This window comes from Salinimicrobium maris (genome assembly GCF_049680855.1).
GTDB lineage: Bacteria > Bacteroidota > Bacteroidia > Flavobacteriales > Flavobacteriaceae > Salinimicrobium.
Map to the genome: position 1 here is coordinate 64,314 of NZ_JBMPGS010000001.1, position 11,917 is coordinate 76,230.

The 11,917-nt window shown below is 40.1% G+C and carries 14 protein-coding genes; 3 read left to right on the forward strand and 11 right to left on the reverse strand.

Translation table 11 applies throughout. The features are described 5' to 3' along the window. The first annotated feature begins 56 nt into the window (after positions 1-56). Both ACOV1Q_RS00300 and ACOV1Q_RS00305 read left to right on the forward strand, forming a co-directional pair. Positions 57-776, forward strand: coding sequence for a tRNA1(Val) (adenine(37)-N6)-methyltransferase (locus ACOV1Q_RS00300; protein ID WP_424492432.1), 720 nt, complete (start codon positions 57-59; stop codon positions 774-776). 120 nt (positions 777-896) lie between these two features. Then, on the forward strand, positions 897-2,075 hold the full coding sequence (locus ACOV1Q_RS00305; RefSeq protein ID WP_424492433.1) for an acyl-CoA dehydrogenase family protein: 1,179 nt from the start codon (positions 897-899) through the stop codon (positions 2,073-2,075). Between the two features lie 294 nt (positions 2,076-2,369). Here the strand turns inward: ACOV1Q_RS00305 and ACOV1Q_RS00310 are convergent, their stop codons facing one another. The 7 genes from ACOV1Q_RS00310 to trmB form a co-directional block, all read right to left on the reverse strand. After that, a complete protein-coding gene (locus ACOV1Q_RS00310; RefSeq protein ID WP_424492434.1) occupies positions 2,370-2,708 on the reverse strand; it encodes a 2Fe-2S iron-sulfur cluster-binding protein in 339 nt (112 codons plus the stop codon). A gap of 14 nt (positions 2,709-2,722) precedes the next feature. Beyond that, complete coding sequence (locus ACOV1Q_RS00315) at positions 2,723-3,784, reverse strand: NAD(P)/FAD-dependent oxidoreductase (protein ID WP_424492435.1); 1,062 nt, start codon at positions 3,782-3,784, stop codon at positions 2,723-2,725. 48 nt (positions 3,785-3,832) lie between these two features. Further along, positions 3,833-4,075 carry a NifU family protein gene (locus ACOV1Q_RS00320; RefSeq protein ID WP_424492436.1) on the reverse strand — a complete coding sequence of 81 codons (243 nt, stop codon included), beginning with the start codon at positions 4,073-4,075 and terminating at the stop codon, positions 3,833-3,835. 1 nt (position 4,076) lies between these two features. Then, the gene (locus ACOV1Q_RS00325; RefSeq protein ID WP_424492437.1) at positions 4,077-5,204 is read right to left on the reverse strand and encodes an Mrp/NBP35 family ATP-binding protein; all 1,128 of its coding nucleotides are present in this window, start codon (positions 5,202-5,204) and stop codon (positions 4,077-4,079) included. A 127-nt stretch (positions 5,205-5,331) separates the two neighbouring features. Further along, positions 5,332-5,661: an MGMT family protein gene (locus ACOV1Q_RS00330; RefSeq protein ID WP_424492438.1), complete on the reverse strand. Its 330-nt coding sequence runs from the start codon at positions 5,659-5,661 to the stop codon at positions 5,332-5,334. Beyond that, positions 5,654-6,277 carry a LysE family translocator gene (locus ACOV1Q_RS00335; protein ID WP_424492439.1) on the reverse strand — a complete coding sequence of 208 codons (624 nt, stop codon included), beginning with the start codon at positions 6,275-6,277 and terminating at the stop codon, positions 5,654-5,656. Before ACOV1Q_RS00335 ends, ACOV1Q_RS00330 begins: the two co-directional genes overlap by 8 nt. Positions 6,278-6,283: 6 nt before the next feature. Continuing rightward, positions 6,284-6,958, reverse strand: a complete 675-nt coding sequence (trmB, locus tag ACOV1Q_RS00340) for a tRNA (guanosine(46)-N7)-methyltransferase TrmB (RefSeq protein WP_424492440.1) — start codon at positions 6,956-6,958, stop codon at positions 6,284-6,286. Between the two features lie 609 nt (positions 6,959-7,567). On the opposite strand from trmB, the gene ACOV1Q_RS00345 reads away from it, so the two are divergent. Beyond that, on the forward strand, positions 7,568-8,626 hold the full coding sequence (locus tag ACOV1Q_RS00345; protein WP_424492441.1) for a glycosyltransferase: 1,059 nt from the start codon (positions 7,568-7,570) through the stop codon (positions 8,624-8,626). On the opposite strand, the gene ACOV1Q_RS00350 is transcribed toward ACOV1Q_RS00345, so the two are convergent. The 4 genes from ACOV1Q_RS00350 to ACOV1Q_RS00365 all read right to left on the reverse strand — a co-directional run bounded on the left by ACOV1Q_RS00350 (position 8,564) and on the right by ACOV1Q_RS00365 (position 11,878). Next, entirely contained in the window at positions 8,564-9,640 is a 1,077-nt protein-coding gene (locus ACOV1Q_RS00350; RefSeq protein WP_424492442.1) for a sensor histidine kinase, read from the reverse strand. The two genes, ACOV1Q_RS00345 and ACOV1Q_RS00350, sit on opposite strands and share 63 nt — an antisense overlap. Then, entirely contained in the window at positions 9,640-10,323 is a 684-nt protein-coding gene (locus ACOV1Q_RS00355; RefSeq protein ID WP_424492443.1) for a response regulator transcription factor, read from the reverse strand. The genes ACOV1Q_RS00350 and ACOV1Q_RS00355 overlap by 1 nt, the downstream gene beginning before the upstream one ends. Positions 10,324-10,779: 456 nt before the next feature. After that, positions 10,780-11,142, reverse strand: a complete 363-nt coding sequence (locus tag ACOV1Q_RS00360) for a toxin-antitoxin system YwqK family antitoxin (protein WP_424492444.1) — start codon at positions 11,140-11,142, stop codon at positions 10,780-10,782. A 103-nt stretch (positions 11,143-11,245) separates the two neighbouring features. Then, a complete protein-coding gene (locus ACOV1Q_RS00365; protein ID WP_424492445.1) occupies positions 11,246-11,878 on the reverse strand; it encodes a MarC family protein in 633 nt (210 codons plus the stop codon). Positions 11,879-11,917: the final 39 nt, after the last annotated feature.

Below are 11,917 nucleotides of genomic sequence, written 5' to 3' on the forward strand. Positions count from 1 at the left end.
AGCATTACTGTTCCATTCTAAAAGTTTGGAATCTGGTGCTTTTATTTCCAAATTTTATGAACAAGCCTTTTAAATTCAAACAATTCTCTATAGAACAAGAGCGATGCGCGATGAAGATTGGGACCGATGGAGTTTTACTGGGCGCCTGGGCTTCTCTGGAACACGATCCGCAGACCATCCTTGATATTGGAACCGGTACCGGCGTTATTGCTCTTATGCTTGCTCAGCGAAGCAATGCGGAGCTAATCGACGCCCTGGAAATTGATGAAGACGCTTACGAACAGGCCGTGGAGAATTTTGAAAACAGCGATTGGGGCGACCGACTCTTTTGTTATCATGCAGCTTTTGATGAATTTGTGGAGGAAATGCAGAATGAGGAGAAATATGACCTTATCGTGAGTAATCCGCCATTTTATTCTGATGAATATTCTTCAGGAGATGCAAAAAGAAATCTTGCGCGATTTGCTGAAGCCTTGCCTTTTGATGAACTTATTGAGGGAGTCACCCACTTATTATCCAAAAATGGCAAATTTTGTGTCATTTTTCCAAGAAAGGAAGAAAACCATTTCCTACAAAAAGCACAGGAGGTAGGACTTTATCCTCAACGAATAACACGTGTAAAGGGAACTGCGGATTCTGCCGAAAAAAGGACACTTTTGGAACTTAGTTTTTCTAAAACACGATTAAAACCGGAAGAACTGGTTATTGAAAATACACGCCACGACTACACCGAAGAATATATTAACCTGGTAAAGGATTTTTATCTGAAAATGTAGTGCAAACTACCCTTTTCCAGAATCTGGCTGCCGTTTTTATTATTTGTACAAAATATTGGCGGCTTGATGTGCTTTCGCTAAATTTACCTGTAAAATCTTACAGATTCAACACTCAAGCACATGAAAAAAGATCTCTTCCAGGCTCCAGATTATTATAATATTGACGACTTACTTTCCGATGAACATAAAATGGTTCGCGACGCAGCCCGCGAATGGGTGAAGCGTGATGTGTCTCCCATTATAGAAGATGCAGCGCAAAAAGCGGAATTCCCCAAACCGGTCATCAAAGGTCTTGCGGAAATTGGTGCTTTCGGCCCTTACATTCCCGAAGAATATGGCGGTGCAGGACTGGACCAGATCTCGTATGGATTGATCATGCAGGAAATTGAAAGGGGTGACAGCGGCATTCGCTCCACAGCTTCCGTTCAATCTTCGCTGGTGATGTATCCTATCTATAAATACGGAACAGAGGAACAACGGAAAAAATACCTGCCGAAACTCGCATCAGGAGAATATATGGGCTGCTTCGGACTTACAGAACCCGATCACGGTTCTAATCCTGGCGGAATGACCACCAACTTTAAAGATAAAGGAGATCACTATCTGCTTAACGGCGCAAAAATGTGGATCTCAAATTCTCCTTTTGCAGATGTTGCCATTGTATGGGCCAAAAACGAAGAAGGTCGTATCCACGGACTTATTGTAGAACGTGGCATGGAAGGATTTACCACTCCCGAAACTCACAACAAATGGTCTCTGCGGGCCAGTGCTACCGGAGAATTAATTTTCGACAATGTCAAAGTTCCAAAGGAAAACCTGATGCCCGAAAAAAGCGGTTTGGGAGCTCCTTTAGGATGCCTGGATTCTGCTCGTTATGGAATAGCCTGGGGAGCAATAGGTGCAGCTATGGATTGCTACGACACTGCGCTTCGATATGCTAAGGAACGAGAACAATTCGGAAAACCCATTGCAGGTTTTCAACTTCAGCAAAAGAAGCTGGCCGAAATGATCACCGAGATCACCAAAGCTCAATTGCTCGCCTGGAGATTAGGAGTTTTAAGAAACGAAGGAAGAGCAACTTCAGCACAAATTTCAATGGCGAAAAGAAACAATGTAGAAATGGCTCTCAAAATTGCCAGAGAAGCGAGACAGGTACTGGGCGGAATGGGAATAACCGGGGAATACAGCATTATGCGCCATATGATGAACCTGGAGAGTGTGATCACTTACGAGGGTACACACGATATCCATCTTTTAATTACTGGTTTTGACATTACAGGAATCCCGGCATTTCAATAAAGCCTGGAAATAAAACTTTAAAGATCCTGAACATTTAAGTTCAGGTCAAAACAAGGGCAGCGTTTACAGCGTTTGCCCTTTTTATATTTTTCACAGCAAACCTCCTTCAGTTTTACCTCCTTTTTGGAGATCACACCGTTGTATTTCAGGTAGTCGCTTGACTTTTTTGAATAAAATACAAGTACATTCCACACCATCTCTTTAAGATAAAATTATTCCTTCTGAAATACAAAAACCGCTCCCAAAGCGAGAGCGGAATTTAAATGTTGTTATTATTTAATCTTTTTCTGAAGCTTACTCCTCAGAAGAAGGTGCCAGTTTTACTTCCAGCCCTTCAAGCTCGGGAGTGATGGGAATCTGGCAGCTAAGTCGGCTGTTATCTTTAACAAAGAAAGCCTGGTCCAGCATATCCTCTTCTTCATAGCTTTTCTCGGGCAACAGGTGATCGTGGCTGAGCATATAACACTGGCAGGAGGCGCACATTGCCATTCCTCCGCATATTCCAATAGTTCCTTCGGGAGCAAGTTCATGTAGCCGAATCACTTCCATGAGGTTCATGTTCATATCTGTAGGCGCTTCGACCAGATGCGCTTCACCTTCGCGATCAATTACTGTAACTTTAATATCTGACATCCTATAAAACCCGCTTAATTTATACTTTTTACCACTTCTCTTTTTGCCTCTTTTTTACTACCGTCAAAGCCGCTCACACCGCTTACGGTTGTATACTTCATCACATATTTCTTATCTGGGAATATACGTTGGTACGCACTTTGACACATAATTGCAGCTTCGTGGAATCCACATAAGATGAGCTTCAGTTTACCACGGTAGGTATTCACATCACCAATTGCATAAATTCCGGGAATGTTTGTCTGGTAGTCGTAGCTGTTATCTACTTTAATAGCATTCTTTTCGATTTCCAGTCCCCAGTTTGCGATTGGTCCTAGTTTGGGTGATAATCCAAAAAGGGGAATAAAGTGATCGGTTTCCTTTATTTCTTCGTCTGAAGCTTCTCCTTTATGTCTTATTACCACGGAATCCAAATGGTCTTCTCCACGTAAACCAACAACTTCGGCTTCAGTAATAAGATTTATCTTTCCAAGTTTTGCTAATTCAGACACCTTTTCTACAGAATCAAGCGCCCCTCTAAAATCATTTCTCCTGTGCACCAGGGAAACTTCCGAAGCAATATCGGCAAGATAGATAGACCAGTCTAAAGCAGAGTCTCCACCTCCGGCAATTACTACCTTTTTATCTCTGTAAACTTCTGGCTCGCGAATAATATAGGCCACTCCTTTATCTTCATATTCAGAAATGTTAGAAATAGGTGGTTTTCTTGGTTCAAAACTACCCAGACCGCCAGCAATAACCACCACCGGTGCATTGTGCTGCGTGCCCCTACTGGTAGTCACCACGAAAGAACCATCTTCCAGTTTCTCAATGGTTTCTGCCCGCTCCCCAAGAGTAAATCCCGGTTCGAAAGGTTTGATCTGTTCCATGAGATTATCCACCAAATCGCCAGCAAGCACCTCTGGAAAACCAGGGATGTCATAAATGGGTTTTTTAGGATAAATTTCAGAACACTGCCCTCCCGGTTGAGGAAGTGCATCTATTAAATGGCATTTTAATTTTAATAATCCTGCTTCAAAAACGGCGAAAAGCCCGGTTGGGCCGGCGCCTATAATCAACATATCTGTTTTAATCATTGCTTTCTTACATTTTCAGAAAAAGATCACAAGAACCAATAGCAGCCGCTATCTTTCAATGTTCACGACTCTTTCTATTTGTGGGGCATATTTTTTTATAGTCATTTCCACTCCAGATTTTAGTGTCATCTGGTTCACACTGCATCCTACACAGGCTCCTTCTAGCTGCACCTTTACCAGGCGATCATCCTCAATGGAAATAAGGGAAATATTCCCTCCATCGTTTTTAAGAAAAGGCCGGATCTCCTCCAGCGCTCTCTCTACATTTGTTTTTACTTCTTCGCTTGTCATATTATTTTTTTACTGCACTACAGCCAGCCATAGTGGTAATTTTAATAGCTTCGGTAGGCGGAAGGCTTTTATTTCTTCGAACGGTTTCCTGTACTACATTCTGTGCCATTTTCTCAAAGGAATCTACCAGAAGAGTTCCCTCCTGAAGACCTGCGGGACGACCAATATCACCCGCTTCACGAATGCTCTGCACTATTGGAATCTCTCCCAGGAATGGCACCTGTAAATCTTCTGAAAGCATTCTTGCACCTCCTTCTCCGAAGATATAATACCTATTATCTGGCAGTTCTTCCGGAGTGAAATAAGCCATATTTTCAACAATTCCCAACACCGGAACATTAATGCTCTCCTGCTGGAACATTGCAACTCCTTTCTTTGCATCGGCCAGCGCAACATTTTGCGGCGTACTCACCACCACCGCTCCTGTTATAGGAAGCGATTGCATGATGGACAGGTGAATATCTCCTGTTCCCGGTGGTAAATCCACTAATATGAAATCTAATTCTCCCCAGGCTGCATCAAAGATCATTTGATTAAGAGCCTTGGAAGCCATTGGGCCTCTCCAAATCACCGCTTGGTTTGGCTTTGTAAAGAACCCAATCGAAAGGATCTTCACCCCATAATTTTCGACCGGCTTCATTTTGGATTTTCCGTCAACATTTACAGAAAGTGGTCTTTCTGCCTCTACATCAAACATCATAGGCACAGAAGGACCGTAAATATCGGCATCCAGAACACCCACTTTAAAACCCATTTTTGCCAGGGTAACTGCAAGGTTTGATGTCACCGTAGATTTTCCTACTCCTCCTTTTCCAGAGGCTACTGCTATGATATTTTTAATTCCGGGGATTTGCTTCCCCTTAATTTCCGGTTTATCGGCCGCCTGCACCTTCACATTCACTTTTACCTTGGCCTTCTCATACACATGCTCGTGGATAGCCTTCATCACATCCACTTCGGCCCTTTTTTTAATATGAAGAGCAGGAGTTGTAAGCAATAAATCAACAACCACCTCATCTCCAAAGGTCATTATATTTTGCACTGCACCACTCTCCACCATACTCTTTCCTTCTCCGGAAACAGAAATTGTTTCAAGTGCCTTTAATATTTCCTTTTTATCTAATTTCATGCTGTGATTTTTCCTGAATTAGGTGTCTTATATAGATTGATTCTAAATGCAAATATAAGTTGAAAAGCTAAGATAACGAAGCTATTATCAGTTTTTGATTAAGATCCAAAAATGGGGTTTTAGAGCCTTATTCTGCTTCGGAAGGATCCCAGAAAAGCGATTTAAATGCAACAACTTTATCGTCCCTGATCTCAACCCCTTCTTCTTCCAGCAGTTGCTGCATGACGTAGGTTCCCGGGAAATGATGTTTCCCGGTGAGCAAACCATTCCGATTTACCACCCGGTGCGCGGGAATATCCTCCATTTTTGAAGCCGAATTCATGGCCCAGCCCACCATCCTGGAACTTCCAGAAGCTCCCAAAAACCTGGCGATAGCACCATAACTCGTCACTCTTCCTTCAGGAATTTGGCGCACAACTGCATAGACTCTTTCAAAAAAGCTTTCAGATTCAGCCATAAAAGATTCTAAAGAGGGTGATCACCACCAGTACCAGCATTAAAATGGCCATGAAATAATTGGAATAACGAGAGAAGTAAGTGGCTTTTTCTTCAATTCTAATAAAGAACATCACATATAGGTAGAGCGTCGAAAAAGTACCAAGGGAAGCCGCTATAACAAATAATAAAATCTGAATGTTGTGGTAATCAACTTTTCCACTAACATTTAACGCCGCTCCAAGCGCACAAAAATAGGGTATGGGAAAGACGTTGAGCGCAGAAACCGCCATTCCTTTTATAATGCTTCGCATTCCTGTAGTGTCCTCAACTTTAACTTCCTTCTTTTTCCTTTGCGCCATAACAAAGAAATAAACAGCCATAAGGATAAAAATGACAAGGCCGGTACGTAGAAGAATATTGTGGACGTAAGGATTATTAAAAATGTATTTAGCCAGTAAAATAGCTATAAAAGCCTGGATGAGCACAATGAAGGATGCACCACTGGCAAAATACATTCCATTGCGTTTTCCTTTTTGCACACAGGTTTTAGCCACGCTCATGTTAACAAGCCCCGGTGGCACTACTCCTAAAAGGGCAGCAAAATAAGTGATAAGGAAAAGTTTCGTCTCTTCCAAAAGTGGCTATTTTATCCTAAATCTCACGAAAGTTATTCTTTTTCCCTGTTCAAGATACTGTTTTTCGTAAAAAGTTTGAATTCCAACTACTTCTTTTGGAGAATATTCATTCTTGTAGACATCATGATTAGCATGAAGAATTTCATGACCTTCGCCATGTAGCAACCCTAAGGTGTAACCGTGCATGAATTCACTGTCGGTTTTGAGATTCACCGCTCCGTCTGGTTTGAGTATCTTTTTGTACTTCTGAAGAAATTCAGAATTTGTGAGCCTGTGCTTTGTTCTTTTGTACTTTATTTGTGGATCTGGGAAAGTAATCCATATCTCGTCTACTTCATTTTCAGCAAAAAGGTAATCTACCAATTCAATCTGGCTCCGTATAAAAGCAACGTTGGAAAGTTCCTCCTCCAAAGCAGTTTTTGCACCTCTCCAAAAGCGGGCACCTTTGATATCTATTCCAATAAAGTTTTTTTGCGGGTAAGCCTGGGCAAGACCAACGCTGTATTCGCCTTTTCCACAGCCCAATTCCAAAACCAGCGGATTGTCATTTTTAAAGAATTCCTTGTTCCAATTCCCCTTGAATTGAAAACCTTCCCCTACAACTTCTTCCCGAGATGGCTGAATGACATTTTCAAAAGTCTCGTTCTCTCTAAATCTCTTAAGTTTATTCTTACTTCCCACGGAAATACCTGATTTTGGATTAAATCTTCCTGTTGAAATTTTCAGAAAAAGCACAATTGCTTTCCCACATCAACAGGATTTATAACCGGCAAAGATACAGAAATAGCTGAAAAGGGCATCTAATGGTCTCTTTGGAATTCTCCAGAAGCAGACAACATTATTTGTTAGCAAAAGAAAAAATTACTTTTTGATCATATTGGACAAAAAGCTAAACAAAAAAGATCATATTTAAGTTGAGCCCAAAGAATAAGAAGGAACAAAAAGAGAAAGAATAAAATTAAAAATATTGTAGGTGAGTCCTTCAGGAGTCGATCCCAGCTGAAGAAAGAACTGTGTTGTTGCCTATAATCAGGCTCACTTCTGTAGTTGATCATATTTTTAAAATTAACACTTAAACCAGCATTTGTGGCTTTTTGGTATAAGCTGTAAACTTAGTTCCATTTTTTGCTCGTCATTACTTCTATACAAATAACGATTACCGTTAAACGGTTTATTATCCACTAACTTATTTTTAATCAATATTTTAAATGCAATGTTGATTACTTTAAATTAATGGTTTGATGAAGTAGGGGAAAAACCACTTCTTTTTCAAGCTCTTATATTTGCAGCATGGAGAAAAAGAAAATCCTGGTTTGCGTGATGAACTGGGGCCTGGGCCATGCCGCACGTTGCATTCCAATTATTAGCGCACTCGAGAAAGAGGGCTTTCAGCCTTTATTAGCTTCAGATGGAGCGGCCCTTTCTTTACTCCGAAAGGAATTTCCCCATCTTCCTTATTTTGAATTACCTTCCTATAATATCAGGTATGCTCAGAATCCAAAAATGCTGAAATGGAAGCTCATTTTTGATACTCCCCACATTCTACGCACTATTCGAGCTGAAAAGAAAATGATCCATAAACTTGTGGAGGAGGAAAATATTAGCGGGATTATCTCAGACAACCGCTTTGGCACCTATTCTAAAAAAGTGAAGAGTGTTTTTATAACGCACCAACTTACAGTTTTATCGGGAAAAACCACATTTTTGAGTAGCAGGATACATCAAAGTTACATCAGGAAATTTGATGAATGCTGGGTACCTGATGCACCCGGAGAAAAGAATCTAAGCGGAATCCTGGGACACCCGATAAAAAAGCCATACAATGTGAAATATATAGGTGCTCTCAGCAGGTTCAGAAAAAGGGAACTTCCTATAAAATATGATTACCTTATAGTACTCTCTGGCCCCGAACCGCAGCGTACGATGCTTCAGAATATCCTGTTTAAGGCTTTCAGAAAAACCACGCAACAAATCTATATTATTAGAGGTGTAATGGACGATGAAGAATTTACTTGCCTGAATCCAAATGTAACCATCAGCAATTATTTATTTGGGGAAGAACTTGAAGAAGTCATTAACAGCAGCAGGCAGATTATTTCTCGTTCGGGATACACTACTCTTATGGACCTGGCAAAGCTAGAAAAAAGGGCTTTTTTTATTCCTACTCCCGGGCAACCTGAACAGGAATATCTTGCCGAACGTTTAAGAAATTTAGGTCTTGCAGCCTACTGTAAGCAAGATGAATTTGATTTATCGTTGCTGGATCACCAAGAAGAATTTTCAGGATTAAGCGAGTTCGAATTCACTCCCGGCATTCGCGACCTTTTTACTCTTTTCGAGAGTAAATGAAAATTCACTTCCCACGCCATGAACGCTCTCCACAAAGATTTTTTCTTCGTGGGCTTCAAGAATGTGCTTCACGATAGATAACCCAAGACCAGAACCACCCTCCTTCCTGGAACCGCTTTTATCTACCCGAAAAAACCGTTCAAAAAGCCGCGGAATGTGCTTTTTTTCAATTCCTTCTCCGTTGTCGGATACCTTGACAATAATCTTATTCTTCTTGTAATCGGAGAGGTTTACCTCGGTAGTACCATCGTTCTTTCCATACTTGATGGAGTTCACCACAAGGTTTGTGAGCACCTGCTGTATTCTTTCAATATCTCCAAACACCCACACCGGCTCATAATCTGTGTCGAACGTAAGTGTAATATTTTTTTTAGAGGCTTTCATTTCAAGCAGATCAAAAACACCCTGCACCACTTCAACCATGTCAAAATTCTGCATTTTAAGGTGCAGATCGCCGGTTTCAAGCTTTGTGATCATGTCGAGATCCTTTACAATGTAAATAAGGCGATCGACCCCTTTTGCGGCGCGGTTAAGGTATTTTTTACGCACCGCCTTATCCTTCATTGCACCATCCAGCAGGGTTTCAATGTAGCCCTGAACGGTGAAAAGTGGTGTTTTTAATTCATGAGAAACATTTCCCATAAATTCTTTTCTGTAGGTTTCCCGTATTTGGAGCGCTTCAATTTCCATTTTTTTACCTTCTGCAAATTTCTCCACTTCCCGGGTGAGCGTAGCCATATCTGAAGTGACCTGCCCGGGCCTCAGAGTTGTGGCATCCAGAAGGCGTACATTGTTGTAAATCTTCTTAATATTTTTGTAGATAAAATGCTCTACCCGGTATTGAATTATAAAAAACGAAAAGGTAAAACATAAGAGGGCATAACTAAGAACAAAATACCACTCTAGCGCATTGGCGAAATAAAGAAATATGGCTGATATCAATGTCAAGAAAACACTGATATAAAAAGAAGTTTTTACTGCAAACTTATAAGAACGCTTAAAACTCTTCGCCATTAAATCACCAGCTTATATCCCACACCTTTTACTGTTTGAAAACTTTCATCCCCAATTTTTTCCCGGAGTTTTCTTATATGCACATCAATAGTTCTTCCTCCCACAACCACTTCATTACCCCAAATCTTATCCAGGATCTCTTCTCTTTTGAAAACTCTACCCGGTTGTGAAGCCAGGAGCGAAAGCAATTCAAATTCCTTACGGGGTAACATGTATTCCTGATCATTTTTAAAGATCTTGTATTCATCTCTATTGATCACCAAATCACCAACTTCAATGATGCTGGAATCACCTTCAGTATCTTTAAATCGGCGTAACAAGGCTTTCACCTTACTAATAAGAATTTTTGGTTTAATAGGCTTGGTGATGTAATCATCTGCCCCGGCGTCAAAACCTGCCATTTGGGAATAATCTTCACCACGTGCTGTTAAAAAGGTAATAACCGATTCACTAAGGGAGGGAACTTTCCTTATTTGTTCACAAGCTTCAATGCCGTCCATTTCGGGCATCATAACATCAAGAATAATAAGCTGCGGGTTGTGCTTTTTAGCAAGCTTTACTGCTTCCAGACCGTTTTCGCCGGTTATGACATTATAGCCTTCCGAAGAAAGGTTGTAGCCTACGATTTCAAGAATATCCGGTTCGTCGTCAACGAGGAGGATACAAATATCTTTTTTCTTCATTGCCTTTATAGCTATATTTATATAATATAGTGTAAATGTAAAGATAAAATTGTTTTAACCACCTCCTCTATTAATTCATAACCTTATCCTAACACAACTGCTGCTATCAAGTGATCAGAAAAATGGCCTTTCCTCTAAAAAATAAGGCACAAAAAAAGGTTGCCTGGCCGAGGCAACCTTCCATACATCTAAATCGACAAAAACTAAGATAATATGATTTATCTCAATGCACATTAAGAAGTTCAAAAATGTCATTTTTGAGTCCTAATCGCGTAAAGCAAAAGTTATCAAATTTTTAAATTGCTGTCAATGCTTTATAAGCCTAATGATATCAAATTTAAAAATGATCATTCTGAATTTTAATCTCTACTCGAGAAGGATTCTTGTCAACTTCTACTTTGTCAGCTTTTCAAAAGTTCGTTATAAGGAAGTTCAAGAAATATCTTTCAGAAGATATTAGTTACTTACAAGATCGCCTTCGCTCGTCCAATGGTTTACAGATACGATTCTGCTTTCGTTGAAATCTACTTCAGAGAGAATTTCGTCATTCCAGAAAAACCATTTTCCTACTTTATCGCCCATGGCATATTTTCCAATAGCGGTTTTCTTACCGTTCATATCATAGGCTATCCATTCCCCATGAAGTTTTCCATCTTTGAACTGTCCTTCCTGAGCAATCTCTCCATTTTCATGATAAAAAACAGCTTCAATGATATCCCCCTTTTTCTGAAATTCCTTTTTAGTATCGTTTTGCTGGGCCATTACTATACTTCCTGAGAGCATCAGAATCCCAACCATGAATGTTTTTATAGTTTTCATCTTCCATTTTCTTTAATGTCCTTATTCCAAATATAAGAAAAAATTTACTTACTCGAAACATTCACGTAACATTAAATTAACATTGGAATTCTTGATATTCTGGTTATAAGGTTAAATCCTGTAGAAGGACTATAATAGAAGAGCAAATATACTCCACTCCTATAGCTATGACGATAAAACCTATAATTCTGGAAATGGCATTTATTCCGGAAGCTCCCAACAACCCCACAATGTAATGTGAGCATCTTAACATTAAAAAAGTAACACCACAAACACTTATAATTGCACCAATTACCATGATTTTTTGATAAAAAAGGCCATATTCTTCATATAATCCAATTAATAATGAGATAGAGCCGGGACCGGCCAGCATTGGAATTGCCAGAGGAGTGAGCGCTACAGAATCTCTTTGAAAAGCGTCATCTTTGACACGCTGTTTCTCCATACCCTTATGTTTGGAAAAAGAACCTGTAAGTAATGCAAAACCCGAGGTGGCAATAATTAATCCTCCCGCAATCTTTAAAGAGTTCAAACTAATTCCAAAAAAGTGCAGGATGTACCTCCCAGTAAAAAATGAAATTATAAGAATTACCATTACGTTGATAGCAGTAAAAAGTGAAATTTTTAAGCGCTCTCTCCCCGTGTGCTCCTGAGTAAGTCCCACAAAAATAGGAATGGTTCCCAGCGGATTAATTACCGAAAACAAAGCAGCGAAAACAAATATGAAAATATCCATGTTTTTTGTTGCAAAAATGCATCTGCTTATAGGTTCATA